The organism is Xanthobacter wiegelii, assembly GCF_043193855.2.
Taxonomy (GTDB): domain Bacteria; phylum Pseudomonadota; class Alphaproteobacteria; order Rhizobiales; family Xanthobacteraceae; genus Xanthobacter; species Xanthobacter flavus_A.
On the sequence record NZ_CM195529.1, the window covers coordinates 5,212,514 to 5,228,965 of the forward strand.

At 69.3% G+C, this 16,452-nt stretch carries 16 protein-coding genes; 7 read left to right on the forward strand and 9 right to left on the reverse strand.

All coding sequences use genetic code 11. The features are described 5' to 3' along the window. Positions 1-48: 48 nt before the first annotated feature. The 5 genes from V5F63_RS24400 to V5F63_RS24420 form a co-directional block, all read right to left on the reverse strand. The gene (locus V5F63_RS24400) at positions 49-1,758 is read right to left on the reverse strand and encodes an FMN-binding glutamate synthase family protein (protein ID WP_245327275.1); all 1,710 of its coding nucleotides are present in this window, start codon (positions 1,756-1,758) and stop codon (positions 49-51) included. Positions 1,759-1,899: 141 nt separating this feature from the next. Continuing rightward, positions 1,900-2,823: a sugar phosphate isomerase/epimerase family protein gene (locus V5F63_RS24405; RefSeq protein ID WP_394102842.1), complete on the reverse strand. Its 924-nt coding sequence runs from the start codon at positions 2,821-2,823 to the stop codon at positions 1,900-1,902. Positions 2,824-3,015: 192 nt separating this feature from the next. Further along, entirely contained in the window at positions 3,016-3,492 is a 477-nt protein-coding gene (locus tag V5F63_RS24410) for a tellurite resistance TerB family protein (RefSeq protein ID WP_209486750.1), read from the reverse strand. A 105-nt stretch (positions 3,493-3,597) separates the two neighbouring features. Then, entirely contained in the window at positions 3,598-4,002 is a 405-nt protein-coding gene (locus V5F63_RS24415; protein WP_394102841.1) for a DUF1398 domain-containing protein, read from the reverse strand. A 19-nt stretch (positions 4,003-4,021) separates the two neighbouring features. Then, complete coding sequence (locus V5F63_RS24420; protein ID WP_394102840.1) at positions 4,022-4,483, reverse strand: MarR family winged helix-turn-helix transcriptional regulator; 462 nt, start codon at positions 4,481-4,483, stop codon at positions 4,022-4,024. Between the two features lie 302 nt (positions 4,484-4,785). Between V5F63_RS24420 and V5F63_RS24425 the strand changes: the two genes are divergently transcribed. Both V5F63_RS24425 and V5F63_RS24430 read left to right on the forward strand, forming a co-directional pair. After that, positions 4,786-5,322 carry a PRC-barrel domain-containing protein gene (locus V5F63_RS24425; protein WP_394030238.1) on the forward strand — a complete coding sequence of 179 codons (537 nt, stop codon included), beginning with the start codon at positions 4,786-4,788 and terminating at the stop codon, positions 5,320-5,322. 210 nt (positions 5,323-5,532) lie between these two features. Next, entirely contained in the window at positions 5,533-8,403 is a 2,871-nt protein-coding gene (locus V5F63_RS24430; RefSeq protein ID WP_394102839.1) for a hybrid sensor histidine kinase/response regulator, read from the forward strand. Positions 8,404-8,491: 88 nt separating this feature from the next. Here the strand turns inward: V5F63_RS24430 and V5F63_RS24435 are convergent, their stop codons facing one another. Together V5F63_RS24435 and V5F63_RS24440 are read right to left on the reverse strand one after the other, a co-directional pair. Then, on the reverse strand, positions 8,492-8,812 hold the full coding sequence (locus V5F63_RS24435) for a hypothetical protein (RefSeq protein ID WP_209486761.1): 321 nt from the start codon (positions 8,810-8,812) through the stop codon (positions 8,492-8,494). 185 nt (positions 8,813-8,997) lie between these two features. Continuing rightward, positions 8,998-9,783, reverse strand: coding sequence for a response regulator (locus tag V5F63_RS24440; protein WP_209486763.1), 786 nt, complete (start codon positions 9,781-9,783; stop codon positions 8,998-9,000). Positions 9,784-10,334: 551 nt separating this feature from the next. On the opposite strand from V5F63_RS24440, the gene V5F63_RS24445 reads away from it, so the two are divergent. The 5 genes from V5F63_RS24445 (at position 10,335) to metW (ending at position 15,371) form a co-directional block, all read left to right on the forward strand. After that, on the forward strand, positions 10,335-12,182 hold the full coding sequence (locus V5F63_RS24445) for a sensor histidine kinase (RefSeq protein WP_394102838.1): 1,848 nt from the start codon (positions 10,335-10,337) through the stop codon (positions 12,180-12,182). A 197-nt stretch (positions 12,183-12,379) separates the two neighbouring features. After that, positions 12,380-12,664 carry a con-10 family general stress protein gene (locus tag V5F63_RS24450; protein ID WP_209486767.1) on the forward strand — a complete coding sequence of 95 codons (285 nt, stop codon included), beginning with the start codon at positions 12,380-12,382 and terminating at the stop codon, positions 12,662-12,664. Positions 12,665-12,910: 246 nt separating this feature from the next. Then, on the forward strand, positions 12,911-13,447 hold the full coding sequence (locus V5F63_RS24455; RefSeq protein WP_209486769.1) for a sigma-70 family RNA polymerase sigma factor: 537 nt from the start codon (positions 12,911-12,913) through the stop codon (positions 13,445-13,447). Positions 13,448-13,509: 62 nt separating this feature from the next. Continuing rightward, a complete protein-coding gene (metX, locus tag V5F63_RS24460) occupies positions 13,510-14,715 on the forward strand; it encodes a homoserine O-acetyltransferase MetX (RefSeq protein WP_209486771.1) in 1,206 nt (401 codons plus the stop codon). Beyond that, on the forward strand, positions 14,712-15,371 hold the full coding sequence (gene metW, locus V5F63_RS24465; protein ID WP_348634282.1) for a methionine biosynthesis protein MetW: 660 nt from the start codon (positions 14,712-14,714) through the stop codon (positions 15,369-15,371). The genes metX and metW overlap by 4 nt, the downstream gene beginning before the upstream one ends. Before the next feature lie 6 nt (positions 15,372-15,377). Here the strand turns inward: metW and V5F63_RS24470 are convergent, their stop codons facing one another. Then, on the reverse strand, positions 15,378-15,599 hold the full coding sequence (locus V5F63_RS24470; protein WP_394102837.1) for an antitoxin MazE family protein: 222 nt from the start codon (positions 15,597-15,599) through the stop codon (positions 15,378-15,380). Between the two features lie 54 nt (positions 15,600-15,653). Continuing rightward, positions 15,654-16,385, reverse strand: coding sequence for a class I SAM-dependent methyltransferase (locus V5F63_RS24475; RefSeq protein WP_209486775.1), 732 nt, complete (start codon positions 16,383-16,385; stop codon positions 15,654-15,656). Positions 16,386-16,452 lie beyond the last annotated feature (67 nt).

The following is a 16,452-nucleotide window of genomic DNA, read 5'->3' on the forward strand; positions in this document are numbered from 1 at the left end:
ATATGGGGGGCGCCCCCTGCCCCCGCAAGGCTCGACCTTCCGCCGGGCTCAGGCGGCGCGGCGGGGACCCACCGTCTGGCGGGGCGCGAAGCTGTCGGCGTCGGCGGCGTGCCATTCGGCCGCGTAGGGCGTCTCGTCCGGCGCGTCGAGGAGGATTCCGGCCTCCAGGAAGGTGTAGATACGGTCGAGCGCTTTCACCTCGATGGGGCTCACCCGGTGCCAGACGTGATGGGGCAGAAGGTCTCCCGGATGCTCCAGCCCGGCGGCCGCAACCAGTTCCGCCAGCGCATGAACCGTGTGCCGGTGAAAGCTCGCCACCCGCTCCGCCTTCTCGTCCACCACCAGACCGCGCTGGAGGTGGGGATCGTTGGTGGTCACGCCCGTCGGGCAGGTGCCGGTGTGGCAGCGCATGGACATGACGCAGCCCAGCGAGAACATGAAAGCCCGGGCCGCGTTGCACCAGTCGGCGCCGATGGCCATGTTGGCGGCCATGGAGAAGCCGGACGTGACCTTGCCCGATGCGGCAAGGCGCACCTCCTGCCGCAGGCCAGTACCGACCAGCGCATTGCGCATGAGGATGAGGCCTTCGCGGAGCGGCATTCCCAGGTGATCGGCCAGCTCGTGCGGCGCGGCTCCGGTGCCCCCCTCGGCCCCGTCCACCACCACGAAATCCGGCTGGATGCCGGTCTTCACCATGGCCTTGGCGAGGGCGAACACCTCGCTGGGATGGCCGACGCACAGCTTTATGCCCACCGGCTTGCCGCCCGACAGTTCCCGCAGCTGCGCGATGAATTCCATCATCTGCGCCGGCGTCGAGAAGGCGGAGTGACGGGACGGCGAAATGCAGTCCTCGCCCAAGGGAATGCCGCGGATCTCCGCGATCTCCGGCGTCACCTTGGCGGCCGGCAGCACGCCGCCGTGACCCGGCTTGGCGCCTTGGGAAAGCTTGATTTCCACCATCTTGACCTGGGGGTCCGTGGCGCGCTCGGCGAAGCGCTCGGGCGAGAAGGTGCCGTCGCGGTTGCGGGCGCCGAAATAGCCGGAGCCCAGCTCCCACACGATGTCGCCGCCGTGGATGCGGTGATAGGGCGAGAGGCCGCCCTCGCCCGTGTCGTGATAGCAGCCGGCGCCCTTGGCACCGAGGTTCAGCGCCTCGATGGCATTGCGGCCCAGTGAGCCGAAGCTCATGGCGGAGACATTGAGAACCGATGCGGAATAAGGCTTTGCGCAAGCGCTGCCGCCCACCGTCACCCGGAACGGCTCGTGGGAAACCGGCGCGGGCGCGAGGGAGTGGGTCATCCACTCGTACTCGGCGGCATAGGTGTCGAGCTCGGTGCCGAAGGGCTGGCGGTCCTCCTCGTTCTTGGCCCGGGCGTAGATGACGGAGCGGTCCTCGCGGTTATAGGGCCGCCCGGACTGGTCATCCTCCATCAGATACTGGCGCAGATAGGGGCGCAGCGCCTCGAAGATCCAGCGCACCGAACCGATCACCGGGTAGTTGCGCAGCAGCGAGTGCTCGGACTGGGTGACGTCGAAAATACCAACCAGAACAAGGGGAAAGAGGACGCAGAAGGCGATGAGCCACGCCTGGTGGGAGGTGAAGGAGAGGAGAAGGCAGGCGAGCGCGATCACTGTTACGGCGATGAACACGCCCCATCGCTTCAGCAACCCGCGCATGCTGGAGGACATGAACAGGCCGTCCGCGCCGCCTTCCGGCTGTGGGGCGGACTTGTATTCGGGCTTGGTGGCGACAGGCATGGGCGGACTCCTTCGCCGCCAAGCTAGTCGATTTGGCGTCGGAGGGGAGCACCGGCGCGATAAAATAACTACGTTGAATCAAGGACCTGAATGTGCAGTGCGGCATCCGCGGCTGGGCCCCGTTGCCGCAGCGCACGCGCCTCAGGCCGTGGCGCTGGCGCGCGAGGCAAAGCTGTCCGCGAGGGCGCGCAGACGCACGATCTGGTCCGGCAGCTCGCGCCAGTAGCGGCGGTTCAGCTCCAGATTCACGATGGTGCCGGCCGGGAAGGCGCAGCGGCGGGTGACGAGGTCCCAGTCGATGCCGCCCCAGCCGAGCGGGAGGTGGAGGTCCCCCTCGCCTAGGCCGGCCCGCTCGGCGTCGTCGATGGCCCAACTTTCCTGAGGCCTGCCATAGCTTTCGTGGACATGGACATGGCGGGCGTAGGGCGCCAGAGCGGCGATTTCGGCGGCGAAATCCACCCTTGCGTCGGTGGCACGCAGGAGGGCGTGGCTGACGTCCAAAGTGGCGCGGACGTGGGGGTGATCGATGGCGTCCAGCTCCCCGGCGAGGCGCGAGGGCAGCGCCGTCTCGCGCATGGTCTCGAAGCGGAATATGTTTTCGACGCAAAGAGTTACGCCCACCGCCCCGGCCTTGTCGCCGGCCCGCAGCAGAGCGTTGCGCTGACGCTCATAGGCCACCGCCACATCATCGTCCCCCCGCACGCAACCGGAGTGGAGGACCAGGTGGGGGGCGGCTAATGAGCCGGCTATGGAGATCATGGCGTCCAGCAGGGCCTCGTGGCGGGGGAGGCGCTCCCTGGGGGACATCAGGTTGATGGCTAGCGGCCCATGGACGGTGTAGCCGAAGGGCCGGTCGCGGGTGGCGGCCACCAGCCGGTCGAGGCGGTCCTCGAGCACCCGCCCGTCCACCACGAGCGTCCAGGCGAAGGCGGGAAGCTCAACGAAATCAACGCCCAGACGCTCGGCCTCGTCGAGGGCGGCGGGGAGATCGTCGAACTCGGGCGATGCCGAGCGGATGGAATAGCCGATGCCGCGGATGGCGGGAAAAGGCGTGCGCGCGTCCATGAATTTATCCCCCCTCGCGATTTTCGAGGGAGACTAGCGCAGCCACATGAGGGGCCTGTGACGGGCAGCTGACACCCGAACCCTCAAGGCGATATCGGCACCGTTCGGGACGGGTTCAGGCGGGGTATCGATGCCGTTCGGCGCTGTCAGCCCCGAAAACCCCCTCTGATACCATGAGGATCGAGCCTGAGCTCAGACCGGCGGCTCGCCGCCCTCGGTCTCCTCGCGCACCTCGCGCCGGATGCGGATGCGGTCGCGGGAGCCGACGTTCAGCAGCTCGGCGGCGCGCCAGACGAGATTGTCCTCGAACTCGGAGAGGCCACCGTCCGCATAGGCCACCTCGAACATCATCTCGACGATGCGCAGGCGCCCTTCCTCGTCCAGCGCCCGGTTGAGCACGCTGGTGAAGGCATAGAGATCCACCGCCTCGGCGTCCTTGGCGATGGCGATCTCCACCAGCTGCTCGGTCTCGGCCTCGTCAAGGGCGAAGCGGCCGGCAAGGATGGTCTTGAGCACCGCCCGCTCTTCCGGCGTCACCGCCCCGTCAATGGACATGACATGCACCAGCAGGGCCGCGGCGGCGAGGCGATAGTCGGTCTCGTCGAAGGCGGCGGCCTCGCGCTGGCCTCCGGTGATGTCGGAGATGAAGTCGGAGAGGGTGCGGAACATGCCTCTAAATCCTGGGCTCGGGGCGGGGCTCGGGCTCCTTTCGCCTGTGCCATGCGAACCGCCACGGTGCAAGGCAGGAGAATGGCCCGATCGGCAGGAAGCCCCTCACGACCCCGGAAACAGCTCCACATGCGTCTGCCCCGTCCGGGCGAAATAGACGGCGCGGCGGCCGGGGAAGGAGACGATGTAGCCGGCGCAGCCGGCCGCCGCCGCCTTTTCGCAGAAGCCGCGATAGGTGTAGCCGGGCGCCTGCTGCTGGGCCTCGCGAATGGCGGCGGTGAGCCCGGCGTCGTCGAGGGCGGGGGCGATGGCGGTCGCCGCCTTGTGGGTGGGCAGTTCCAGGCTGTCGCCGCTCGGCAGGTAATAGGTGGCGGCGGCGCGGCGGAAGTCCACCGCATAGCTCTCGAACCCGGCGCCGACGAGGGCCCCGACGATGGCGGGGAAGGTCGCGGTGTCGCTCTCGGCCGCGGCGAGGCAGGCCCGTGCGGCGGCGGTTTGCTCTCCGGTCATTTGGCTTCCTCTCGGGCAGTCATTCCACGGGAACGGCGGTCATTCGGCCGTGCTCGGCCACCCGCCGCAGAAGCTGCTCCAGCGTCTCCCGCTCGGCCGCCGTCAGGCCGTCGAAGAAGGCGGCATCGTTGGCATCGGCGAGGGCGGCAAGGTCCGGCACGAGTGCGCGGCCGGCCTCGGTGAGGGCCAGCGTCTGGGCGCGGCCATCGCTGGCGCTGGCGGTGCGCACCAGCAGGGATTTGGCGATGAGGCGGTCGGCGAGGCGGGTGATGGCGCCGCGCGTCATGCCCATCTCCTCCGCGATGCGGCTGGGCGGGTGCGGCGCGCGGTCGTAGAGCGCCCGCATCAGGGCCCACTCGGCCACCGTCACGCCCCGCCCCGCCAGCCGGACCGAAAAGGCGTGGGAGACGTGGTTGGACACCCGCCGCAGCCAGAAGCCGAGATGGCGGGTGAGATCGGGGACCGGAGGGGCGGAAGCCATGGGCACCTCATTTGTTGACTAAGAAACTACCATTGAACTGGTTTCTTAGTCAACCATTCCAAGTTCTTCGCAGAAGCGTCCCCCGTCAGGGAACCGCGCGGCGCGGTTCGAGTTGATAGGCCAGCGGAGACAAGACTTAAGCCTCACGACTTCAACTTGTCTTTGCGCGCAGGCCAGTCGAGCCCGCGCACCATTTCAGGCATACGACGGCATAGCTTCGCGCGATAGCGCGCATGGCAAGTGCTTCGGTGCATCTTGAACAGGGCCATAGGGCTATAACCCGTTCCCACGAGGAGGATGACATGAAGATGATGCCGATCTACGCTGCGACCGCGGCTGTTCTTCTTTCCACCACCGCCATGGCGCAGACCGCGGCACCCTCCACCACCGCGCCTCAGGCGACCCCGGCCGCCCCGACCGGCACCATGGGCGCCGCCAGCAGTTCCGCCGCCACCGCCCCCACCTTCGTGACGCGCCAGATGGCCGACCAGCACATGGCGTCCAACCTCATCGGCACCGCCGTGCGCGGCCCGGCCGACGAGAACCTCGGCGAGATCAATGATCTCGTGATCGACCGCGCGGGCAATGTAGCGGCCGTGGTGATCGGCGTCGGCGGCTTCCTCGGCATCGGCGAGAAGGATGTGGCGGTGCCGTTCCAGTCGGTCGAGGTCTCCCGCATGGACGGCAATAACCGTATGGTGCTGCGCAAGACCAAGGACGAGCTGAAGAACGCCCCGACCTTCACCGAGGCGGACGCCACCCCGGCCACCACCGGCAGCGTGAACAACAACAACCGTCCGGCCACCACCCCGCCGGCCACGGCTCCGGCCGCCCGCTGATCCCAATCGGCCTCCGGGAGAGAGTGCTGTGATGGCCTCTCTCTCCGCAAGCCTCTGGAATTAAAGCACCTGCCGGTCCGGGCCCATGGCCCGGGCCGGCATCGTCACGTCCGGCGTCCCGGCCGGAGCAGAACGAACAAGGCCAGCGGCGGTTGATCCCGCGGCAGTTGCGGGGGCAATGTGGCGGCCCGATCGCCACAGGGAGCAGGGATGAACCTGGCCAGTCGAGGCCCCGCCGGCCTCCTTCTGAGAATTATCGCGGAGCCGCTGCCCCTCTGGTGGCGTCTCGCCTTCGCCGGCGCCGTCATCGGCGGGGCGCTGGCGATTCGTCTCGGCCTTCTCCTGTGGGTGATCGACTTTCCGCCCTACCTGTTCCAGCTGCCAGCGATCATCGTCGTGTCGCTGGTCAGCGGGCCGAAGATCGGTCTTGCCTCCGTCGCGCTCGTTGCCGGCGTCAATGCGGCACTGCTGCCGGAAGCCGGCAACGGCGGCGCCGGCAGCTCGCCGCTGGCCTCTCTCCTCTCATTCGCCGTCAATGCCATCGCCGTCTGGGGCATCGCTTCCCTGGTGCGCACGGTCCTGCGCCGGCTGGAATCGGCCCATGCCGCTCTGCTGTCGGCGGCGAGCGAGCAGACCGCCGTGGTGGCGACGCTCGAGGCCCTGCTGGCCCACGCTCCCGTCGGCTTCGCCTTCTTCGACGCGCAGCAGCGCTTCATCCGCGTCAACGAGATGCTGGCCCGCATCGACGGCATCCCCGCCGGCGAGCATGCCGGGCGCTCCCTCACCGATATTCTGCCCCAGCTGGCCCAAGCTGTGACGCCATCGCTGGAGCGGGTGCTCGCCACCGGCGAGGTCATCGCCGACGTGGAGCTGGAAGGCGCGACGCCCGCCTTGCCCGGCATGTGGCGGCATTTCCTCGTCAGCTATTTTCCGGTGCGCACCAATGGCGCCGGCATCAGCCTCGTCGGCATGATCGTGGTGGAGATCACCGAGCGCAAACGCGCCGAGAAGGCCATCGCCGCCAGCGAGCAGCGCTACCGCCTGCTGGCCGAGGCGCTGCCGAAAATGGTGTGGACCTCCGCCCCCACCGGCTCAGGGGACTATTACAACCGCCGCTGGTCCGAATACACGGGCGTCGAGCCGCCGCCCGGCGAGGTGGTGGAGTGGCACGCCTTCCTCCATCCGGAAGAGAAGAGCGGCGTGATGGGCGCGTGGCACGCGAGCCTGTCCAGCGGCAATCCCTTCTCGCGCGAATGCCGCTTCCGCGCCAAGGACGGCAGCTACCGCTGGTTCCTGTGCCGCGCCGTGCCGGTGCGCGACGAGGACGGGCGGGTGGACCGCTGGTACGGCAGCTGCACCGACATCTCCGAGATCGTCGCCGCGCGCGAGGCGCTGTCGCGCACCAACGAGGACCTGGAGCGCCTCGCCGCCGCCCGCACCATGCAGCTCGCCGAGGCAAACTCGCTGCTCAAGCAGGAGATGGACGAGCGGCTGAGGGCCGAATCCCAGCTCCGGCAGGCGCAGAAGATGGAGGCGGTCGGCCAGCTCACCGGCGGCATCGCGCACGATTTCAACAATCTGCTGACCATCATCATCGGCAACATCGAGGCCGCCGAGCGCCGGGTGCCGTCCGATCCGAACGACACCCGGACCCAGGAGATCAAGACCGAGGAAATCCGCCGCTTCCTCGACTACGGCCGGCAGGGCGCGCTCCGGGCGGCCGTCCTCACCCAGCGCCTGCTCGCCTTCTCCCGCCGCCAGCCGCTCGACCCGCGCCCGACCGACGCCAACCGCCTCGTCACCGGCATGTCCCACATGCTGCGCAGCGCGCTGGGCGAGCGGGTGATGGTGGAGACCGTGCTCGCCGGCGGGCTGTGGCGTACGGAGATCGACCACAACCAGCTGGAGAATGCCATCCTCAACCTCGCGGTGAACGCGCGTGACGCCATGATCGAGGGCGGCAAGCTCACCATCGAGACCGCCAACGCCTATCTGGACGAGGCCTATTGCGCCGCGCACGAGGACCTGTCGCCCGGCCAGTACGTGGCGATCTTCGTCACCGACACCGGCATGGGCATGTCGGAGGACGTCCGCGCCCGCGCCTTCGAGCCTTTCTTCACCACCAAGGGCCCGAAGGACGGGACCGGGCTCGGCCTCAGCCAGGTCTACGGCTTCGTGAAGCAGTCCGGCGGGCATGTGATGATCTATTCCGAGCGCGGCGAGGGCACCACGGTGAAACTCTACCTGCCGCGGCTGGAGGACGGCGCCGCCGCGGCCGAGCCCGCCCCCGCGCGCGCCGACACCGAAACCCGGACCGCCCCCGCCACCGTGCTGATGGTGGAGGATGACGACCAGCTCCGCGCCCTCGGCGCCGCCTCGCTCCGGGAGGCCGGACATACGGTGATCGAGGCGGCGGACGCCTCGGCCGCACTCGACGCGGTGTCGCGCGGCGCCCGCCCGGACCTCCTCTTCACCGACGTGCGGCTCGGCGACGGGATGGATGGACGCGGCCTCGCCGACGCGATGAAGCGGCGCATGCCGCGCGCGCGGGTGCTGTTCACCACCGCCTACGCCCGCAACGCGGTGGTCCATCAGGGGCGGCTCGATCCGGGCATGAAGCTCCTGACCAAGCCCTACAGCCAGTCCGACATGGTCGCCAAGGTGAACGGAATGCTGGACGAACCCGCCCTGCGGGGGGCCGTCCTCCTGGTGGAGGACGAGCCCTTCGTCGCCATGGTGGCCAGCCAGATCCTGGAGGATCAGGGCTTCAAGGTCACCATCGCCTCCCACGGCGAGGCGGCGCTCGCGCACGCCCGCGCCGCCAGGACCGACATCGGCCGCGACGCGCTGGTGCTCGCCATCGTGGACATCGGCCTGCCGGACATGCGCGGCGACGAGGTGGTGCGCCGGCTGGGCGAGATCGCGCCCGACCTGCCGGTCATCGTCGCCTCGGGCTACGCGACGCAGGACCTGACCGGGCTGTTCGGCGATCGCTCGGACGTGGGCGTCATCTCCAAGCCCTACGACGGCGCGACGCTGGTGGCGGCGCTGGAGCGGCTCGGATTCCGGATGGCGGAATAAAAGACGGCCCCTCAAAGCAAATGGCCGGGACGCGCCCGGCCATGACTTGGTTTCAAACGGGAGGGCCGGTCACATCGACCGGCTCCGGTCAGCGGCGCAGCAGGATCTGGCCGAGGATGACGCCGACGCCGGCGGCGATGGCGCAGGCGGTGATGGGCTGCTCGCGAATGCTCTCGCGCAGGGTCAGAACCTGCTCCTCGGCCCAGTCGCCCACCTCGCCGGCGGCGCTCTCGGCGTCACCCTTGGCACCCTTCACGGAATGCTTGGCGGTCTTGCCGAGGGTCTCCAGCAGCTTGGTGAAATCGGCCTTGAGCTGGTCGAGGTCAGACTTCACGTCGTGCAGGCTGGCCTCGGCGGCGGAGGCCGAGGAAGCGGCGGGGGATGTCACGATCTGCGGCTTGTCGACCATGGTTGTCTCCGGCAGGGTTTGTCACGAAGCGCGGTGGAGCTGGCGCCGGCCGGATGGCCGGAGGCGTCCCGCTCCGGGTCCGCTCGGGAGTGTAACGACCGACAGGGCAATTGCGTGCCCGGGAAAGTTCGTAGTCCGCGCGATTTCCGCGCAGATCTTCGTCAGGACCGCGCGCGCGGTCCTTCTCAGGCGCTGCGCGCGGTTTCCGGCTGGGCGCGGGCCTCGTGGAAGAACAGCGCCTGCGCCACCGTCGCCTTCACCGTCTCGGTGAGGAAGGGCTTGGTGATGAGATAGGTCGGCTCCGGCCGCTCGCCCGTGAGCAGGCGGTCCGGGAAGGCGGTGATGAAGATCACCGGCACGTTGAAGCTCGCGAGGATCTCCGTCACCGCCTCGATGCCGGACGAACCGTCGGCGAGCTGGATGTCGGCCAGCACCAGCCCGAAGTTTCCGCCCTGCGCCAGCTCCACCGCCTTGGAATGGGTGGGGGCGACGCCGATCACCTCGTGACCAAGCTCGGTGACGAGGGTCTTCAGATCGAGCGCGATCACCCACTCGTCCTCGATGATGAGCACGCGGGTGGCGAGCTGGCGGTCGATTTCCCGCTGCGCGGAGATCACCTGCGCCTCCACGTCGGAGAGGGTGGTGCCGAGGATGGTCGAGGCCTCGGCGAAGGAGAAACCCTCCATGGCGGTCAGAAGCAGCGCCACGCGGGAGGACGGGTCCATGGCCTGAAGCCGGGCGTCCGCCCGCGACGGCACCTGCCCGCCGGAGGACTGGCGGTTCCAGGTTTCGTGGAACGCCTTGTAGAGCGCGACGCGCGGCGAGACGGCCTGATCGACCGCGACCTTGCCGTCCAGGATCGCCTGCAGGGTGTTCTGCACCAGGAGGTCGCCGGCCGCCTGCGATCCCATCAGGGCGCGCGTATAGCGGCGCAGGAACGGGAGCTGCTTGATGAGCGGATTGGAAGCCATGCGGAATTTTCCCTGCCAAGCTGTACGGGACCAAGCGGATGGCCTTGTGAACCACCGTAGCCTGCGCCACCGTGGTTCGGGCCAAGTTGAAGCCAAACCCCGGTAACGCTTGCGTGCGCGACAAGTTCCACCCCGATGGAACCGGCCCGCCGCAAATCGCATTATAGTCCGAAGCGAGCCCTGCGGGAGCGGAACCTTGACCGCGACCGTAGCGGCATGCGGCATTCAAGGTGAACCCGCCGGGAGCGCAGGACGTTCCCTGGCAGAAGGAAAAGCGGCCGCTCGGGCGTCGGGGAAGGACCCCTTCTCGCGGTCTATCCTCCCGGTTGCGTGCTGGCGACAGCCAGTCCCCCGCGACCGTCGTCGCCGGGTCCGGTGGCGCCTCGCGGCGTCATTCGGGTCGGCGGTGCGGGCGTCAGGACAGGCTGCTTGCGTCGGGGTGCCGCCGCAGGCGACGCGGTGTGAGATATCGAGGACGGGTCGGGTTGTGATCGGGCACGCCGTCGGGGCGGCGGCGCTTTGTACTGGTAAGGCGTTTTGGCGGAGCGGCGATGGATCTCGAACGGGCGCAGTCCGCCAAATCCCGCGAGGGGGGGTCGCGCGAAACGTCGCGCGAACGCCTGTGGCGGGGCGCTTCGGGCCGTGAAGCCGGCTCCGGCGACGCGGCGGGCGCGCGCGACGGTGCGCGCGACGGTGGCGGTCTGTTCGGCTCGGCCGGCGCCCGGCCGCGCACGCTGTTCGACAGCGTGCGCCGGCGCCTGATCCTGATGGTGCTTCTGGCCCTCGCCCCCATCGCCGCCCTCAACATCGTGCAGGGCGTGATGCAGCTGTCCGCCGCCGAGGAGGACGCCCGCCAGAACCTGCTGCGCCATGCTCTGGCCGCCGCCGCCGCCCAGCAGAACGTCATCGCCTCGGCGGAAAACGTGCTCTACGCGCTCCAGAACGTGGAAGAGGTGCGCAGCGCCGGCCCAAGCTGCCGGGCGACGCTGCGGGGCGCGACCATTTCCCTGCCCTTCGTGGCCAATATCGGTGTCATCGACGCCGCCGGCCGCGTCACCTGCTCCGCGCTGCCCACCACCGATACCGACATGAGCGACGACGCCTGGTGGCTTTCGGCCGTCCGGCAGCCCGGCTTCAGCCTGTCGGGACGGGTGCGGAGCACCGCCGCCAACCGCGACGTGCTGGTGGGCCTCCTGCCCCTGCGCGATGCATCGGGCCGGCTCGAGGGCGGCTTGGCGCTGGGCATCGAGATCGGCTGGCTGGACAATCTTTTGCGCCAGCAGGTGCCGCCGACCGATGGCGTGGTCGCGGTCTTCTCCGCGTCAGGCGAGGAGCTGGTCTCCAACTCGCGCACCCTCAGCGGCGCCTTGTTCCAGGCCGCCCCGTTCGCCACTCCGGACAACGCGCTCCGGGAAAGCACCGACCCATCGGGCCGGCGCTGGACCTATGCCACCACCCCCCTCGGGCGGGAGGGCATGGTGGTGGCCTATGCCTCCCCGTCCGACAGCCTGTTCGGCTGGACCCTGGTGACGGTGGCGGCGAGCTTCGCCTTGCCGGCGCTGGTGATGGTCGCCTCGCTCATCGCTTTGTGGGTGGCGGTGGACCGCATCGTGCTGCGCTGGCTGCTCTATCTGCGCCGGGTCACGGCGGTCTATGCGCAAGGGCACTACGGCTTCCGGCCGACGCGGCTCGATTCGGCGCCAAGCGAATTCCGCATGCTCGGCCAGTCGGTGGAGCACATGGCCTATGCCGTGCGGCAGCGGGATGCGCGCCTGCGCGAGAACCTCGCCGAGAAAACGGCGCTGGTGCGCGAGATCCACCACCGCATCAAGAACAGCCTGCAGGTGGTGGTGAGCCTGCTGTCGCTCTACGGCGGCGGTATTGGCAAGGGCGAGGACAGGAAGCGCTTCGACCAGCTGCGCACCCGCGTCAACACCCTCGCCCTGGTCCACCGCATCCTCTACGAGGCGAGCGACGGCTCCCAGGTGCGTCTCAGCGAACTGCTCGGGGAACTCGCCTCGCTGATCGAAGGCTCCTCCGACAAGCACCTGCGCTTGATGGTGGAGGCCGAGGAGACGCGGCTGCCCACCGACATGGCCGTTCCCCTCGCCCTGATGGTGGTGGAGCTGGTGCTCGGCCTGTCGCTCCGGCCCGGCAGCACCTCCCTCGGCGTGCTCATCACCGGCTCGGTGGAAGCCGATCGGCTGCGCCTCGTGCTCACCGGCGCCGCCGACGCGCCGGAGGAGCCGTCCGGCCTCGCCGGCGGTTTCGCCACCCAGCTCGGCGGTACCCTCACCCGCGACCACTCCGGCGACGCCCTGGTGATCGTCGGGGATTTCCCTTGTCCCTCAATCGCTTCCCCGGATACCACAGCGCCGGAGGGCGCCTCGCGCGCGTAGGCCCGTACGAAAGCGCGATTTCCTTGGAACCACAGCCCTTCCGGCTTCGTTACACCTTGGACCGTCCTGGCCATCCCACCGGCCGGAAGGCGGCCTATTGGCTTCAGTGCGGGCCGTTCGCGCTCCGGCACTCATCACCGGGCGAACCGGCCGGGTGCCGCAACCAGCGGCCGATCGCAGTCGGAGGAAAAGGGCACATGGACAAGGCGCGAACCAAGGGCACCTCCCAGCGCGGCTTTGCGGCGATGGACGCGGAAAAGCAGCGGGCCATCGCGCGCAAGGGGGGCGAGAGCGTTCCGGCCGAAAAGCGCAGCTTCTTCCAGAATCGCACGCTGGCTGCCGAGGCCGGTCGCAAGGGCGGCCAGAGCGTCGCCGACGAGCAGCGCAGCTTCTCGCGGGATCGCACCCTCGCCTCGCAGGCGGGGCAGAAGGGCGGCCAGAAGAGCGGCCAGACCACCGGCACTGGCAACGGCGGCGCCTGATCGCGCGGCCTCAGATAGGCTGAGGCCAGATTCGCCGTCCGCAGCGGTGCTGCGGGCGGGAACCGGAAGCGCAGCCGCAGCGTTATCTCAAGGTTACGCCAAAGCTGGCCCCTCGGGCTGAGCTTTGATCCCCGCCCGGCCGATGGAAAGCCCGGGGCGGGCACGTCGCCACAAAAGTCACGATTGCCGGAAAGAATAGGCCGCCTGATGGACCTGCCCGCGCCGAGCGAAAGGACCCGCCAAGAGATGGATGCCGCCCTGCGCACGCAGGTGCTGGAGTTCCTTCCAGCGGTGCGCGCCTTCGCGCGATCGCTGACGCGCAATCGCACCGAGGCTGACGACCTTGTCCAGGAGACGCTGCTGAAAGCACTCTCCAACATCGACAAGTTCGATCCCGGCACCAACCTGCGCGCGTGGCTGTTCACCATCCTGCGCAACACCTACTACACCGAGATCCGCAAGCGCCGGCGCGAGAACGACGGCATGGCGGCCCTCGCCCAGCAGGACACCAACATCGGTCCGAGCCAGGAATGGTCGGCCACCCTCACCTCCCTGAAGGACGCCCTCGCCCGGCTGCCCGACGACCAGCGCGAGGCGCTGGTGCTGGTGGGCGCGGCGGGCCTCTCCTACGAGGAGGCGGCGGAGGTCTGCGGCTGCGCGCTCGGCACCATCAAGAGCCGCGTCAACCGCGCCCGCGCCAAGCTTCTCGTGCTGATGGGCGCGGAAGCCACCGCCGACGTGGTGGAAGGCGACGCGGTCGCCATGTCCGCGGCGCGCAGCTAGCTCGGGGCCCGCGCGCGGCGCGGGTGCTTGACACGGGCGCCGGGGCGTCGCTTGGTTCGCCCATGACATCTTTCGCCCGGAAGGACGTCGCCCCGAACACAGCCGCCGAGGCGCGGCGCGAGGCGGACGAGCCCCATTCCCCCGTGGTGCGATTCGGTGCCGGTGCCCCGCTCAGGCTGGACGCGGGCGTCGAGCTGAACCACCTGCAGATCGGCTACCAGACCTACGGCGAGCCCAATGCCGCCGGCACCAATGCGGTGCTGGTGTGCCACGCGCTGACCGGCGACCAGCATGCCGCGAGCCTCAATCCCGTCACCGGCAAGCCCGGCTGGTGGGAGACCATGGTGGGTCCGGGCCGGCCCATCGATACCGAGCGCTTCTTCGTTATCTGCGCCAATGTGCTCGGTGGCTGCATGGGCACCACCGGCCCCGCCTCCACCAATCCCGCGACCGGGCGGCCCTACGGCCTCGACATGCCGCTCGTGACCATTCGCGACATGGTGAACGCGCAGGCCATGCTGCTCGACCATCTCGGCATCGAAAAGCTCCTGTGCGTGGCCGGCGGCTCCATGGGCGGCATGCAGGTGCTGCAATGGGCGGCGAGCTATCCCGAGCGGGTGTTCTCCGCCATGCCGATTGCCACCGGCGCGCGGCACTCGGCGCAGAATATCGCCTTCCACGAGGTGGGCCGGCAGGCGGTGATGGCCGATCCCGACTGGCAAGGCGGGCGCTATCTGGCGGAAGGGGTGACGCCCCATCGCGGGCTCGCGGTGGCGCGCATGGCGGCGCACATCACCTACATGTCCGACCAGTCGCTGCACAACAAGTTCGGCCGGCGGCTGCAGAACCGCGAGATGCCCACCTTCGGCTTCGACGCCGATTTCCAGGTGGAGAGCTATCTGCGCCACCAGGGCGAATCCTTCGTGCAGCGCTTCGATCCCAATTCCTATCTCTACGTGACGCGCGCCATGGACTATTTCGACCTCGCGGCGGACTACGGCGGCGTGCTGGCCAACGCCTTCCGCGGCTCGAAGACGCGCTTCTGCGTCGCCTCCTTCACCTCGGACTGGCTGTTCCCCACTGAGGATTCCCGCGCCATCGTGCATGCGCTGAACGCCTCGGGGGCCAGCGTCTCCTTCACCGAGATCGAGAGCGACAAGGGCCACGACGCTTTCCTTCTGGAGGAGCCGCAATTGTTCGCCATCGCCCGCGGCTTCCTCGACAGCGCGGCCCGCGCCCTCGGCCTGCCGGCCGGGAGGACCGCGTGAGCCTCGCCTTGCGCCAGCCGGTGCTGGATGAAGGCGCCGTCCGCGACCAGGGCGGGCGCGTCGATCTCGTGGTGGTGGCCGAAATGGTCGCCCCCGGCTCGCGCGTGCTGGACGTGGGTTCGGGCGACGGGGCGCTGCTGGAGCTTCTGGCCACCACCCGCAACTGCGATGCACGCGGCATCGAACTGTCGCGCGAGGGCGTCAACGCCGGCGTGGCGCGCGGCCTCGCCATCATCCAGGGCGACGCGGACGTGGACCTCGCCCACTATCCCGACGACGCCTTCGATTACGTCATCCTGTCCCAGACCCTCCAGGCCACCCGCCGGCCGCGCTGGGTGCTGGAACAGATGCTGCGCATCGGCCGCCGGGCGGTGGTGTCCTTCCCCAATTTCGGCCATTGGCGCTCGCGCCTCGACCTCTTGGTCAACGGCCGCATGCCGGTGACGGACAACATGCCCATCGCCTGGTACGAGACCCCCAACATCCACTTCTGCACCATCCGCGATTTCGTGGCCCTGGTGGAGGTGCTGGACGCGCGCATCGAAAAGGCCGTGGCGCTGGACTCATCCGGCCACCGCGTGCGCGTGACCATGCCGTGGTGGGTGTGGAACCTGCTCGGCGAACAGGCGGTGTTTCTGCTGACGCGGGAGCGGTAGGGCGCCTCACTGCCAGCCCGAGTGATCGGCCACAGCCTCGATCTCATCGAGAACATCCCGCTCGGCGGCATCACCGGCGACCAGGGCCGACTGGCGGCGGCACTCCTCGGCGAAGCCGGGCTGGGAGGTGTCGGGCACCCACAGCCGCAGCGCGCGCAAACCCTTGCGACGCCCGGCGACCTTGGTCGCGGGCACCGTGCGGGCTTCGGCACGATTGATGCGGGCCATGAGCTTCACTCCTGATGGACGGAAATATGGCTTCCCGTCACCTTCACCGCAACCTCACCCCGCCGGCACCCCGCCCGGCACGAGCACCGGCTCCAGCGCCGGTTCGGCGATGCGGCTGGGGCGGCGGACGGCGACGGGGCGGTAGAGCTGCTTTGTGGCTTCCACCACCAGCACGCCGGAGAAGGGCAGCGACAGGCGGGCGCCGATGCGCTCCCAGGCCACCGCCGTATTCAGAAACCAGCGGCTCGGCGGCGCATAGAGCGCCTCGTCCCACCCCACCGGCGTGAACAGGGCTTCGCGCAGGAGGCTCACCACCTGTCCGCGGGAGAAGGGCCGGCCGTTGCCGAACGGGGTGGTATCGAGCCGCGCCCACACGCCCCGCCGGTTGGGGACCACCGCCAGAAGCCGCCCGCCCGGCGCCAGCACGCGCCAGACCTCGCGCAGCATCTCGGCGGCATTGGGGGTCATCTCCAGCGCATGGACGATGACCACCCGGTCCATGCTGGAGGTGGGAAACGGCAGCAGCGTCTCGTCGGCGAGGGTGGCCAGCGTCGGCGCGGCGGAGGGCCAGCGCACCACCCCCTGCGCCGCCGGCATCACCGCGAGGCAGCGCTCGGCCTCCTCGCGGAACACGCCGAGATAGGGCGTCGGGTAGCCGAGCCCCAGCACCCGCATGCCGGCCACATTGTCGAAGCGGGCGCGGATGGCGCGGCCGAGCAGGCGGCGCGTCATGATTCCCACGGGCTGGGCGTAGAAATTGCGCAGGTCGACGACGTCGAGAAACATGCACCCTCGCTGTGGACAGCGGCCGGCCGGCCACACTTCCGCTCGCCCCCTTAATAGAGGATCATGC

What these genes read in the sequence shown, in the direction of transcription:
- V5F63_RS24475 (WP_209486775.1), bottom strand. Translation starts at nt 16,385, where the DNA reads ATGTTTCTCGACGTCGTCGACCTGCGCAATTTCTACGCCCAGCCCGTG.
- V5F63_RS24450 (WP_209486767.1), top strand. Translation starts at nt 12,380, where the DNA reads ATGGACAAGGCGCGAACCAAGGGCACCTCCCAGCGCGGCTTTGCGGCG.
- V5F63_RS24425 (WP_394030238.1), top strand. Translation starts at nt 4,786, where the DNA reads ATGAAGATGATGCCGATCTACGCTGCGACCGCGGCTGTTCTTCTTTCC.
- V5F63_RS24420 (WP_394102840.1), bottom strand. Translation starts at nt 4,483, where the DNA reads ATGGCTTCCGCCCCTCCGGTCCCCGATCTCACCCGCCATCTCGGCTTC.
- V5F63_RS24470 (WP_394102837.1), bottom strand. Translation starts at nt 15,599, where the DNA reads ATGGCCCGCATCAATCGTGCCGAAGCCCGCACGGTGCCCGCGACCAAG.
- V5F63_RS24405 (WP_394102842.1), bottom strand. Translation starts at nt 2,823, where the DNA reads ATGGACGCGCGCACGCCTTTTCCCGCCATCCGCGGCATCGGCTATTCC.
- V5F63_RS24455 (WP_209486769.1), top strand. Translation starts at nt 12,911, where the DNA reads ATGGATGCCGCCCTGCGCACGCAGGTGCTGGAGTTCCTTCCAGCGGTG.
- V5F63_RS24435 (WP_209486761.1), bottom strand. Translation starts at nt 8,812, where the DNA reads ATGGTCGACAAGCCGCAGATCGTGACATCCCCCGCCGCTTCCTCGGCC.
- metX (WP_209486771.1), top strand. Translation starts at nt 13,510, where the DNA reads ATGACATCTTTCGCCCGGAAGGACGTCGCCCCGAACACAGCCGCCGAG.
- V5F63_RS24440 (WP_209486763.1), bottom strand. Translation starts at nt 9,783, where the DNA reads ATGGCTTCCAATCCGCTCATCAAGCAGCTCCCGTTCCTGCGCCGCTAT.
- V5F63_RS24430 (WP_394102839.1), top strand. Translation starts at nt 5,533, where the DNA reads ATGAACCTGGCCAGTCGAGGCCCCGCCGGCCTCCTTCTGAGAATTATC.
- V5F63_RS24410 (WP_209486750.1), bottom strand. Translation starts at nt 3,492, where the DNA reads ATGTTCCGCACCCTCTCCGACTTCATCTCCGACATCACCGGAGGCCAG.
- V5F63_RS24415 (WP_394102841.1), bottom strand. Translation starts at nt 4,002, where the DNA reads ATGACCGGAGAGCAAACCGCCGCCGCACGGGCCTGCCTCGCCGCGGCC.
- V5F63_RS24400 (WP_245327275.1), bottom strand. Translation starts at nt 1,758, where the DNA reads ATGCCTGTCGCCACCAAGCCCGAATACAAGTCCGCCCCACAGCCGGAA.
- V5F63_RS24445 (WP_394102838.1), top strand. Translation starts at nt 10,335, where the DNA reads ATGGATCTCGAACGGGCGCAGTCCGCCAAATCCCGCGAGGGGGGGTCG.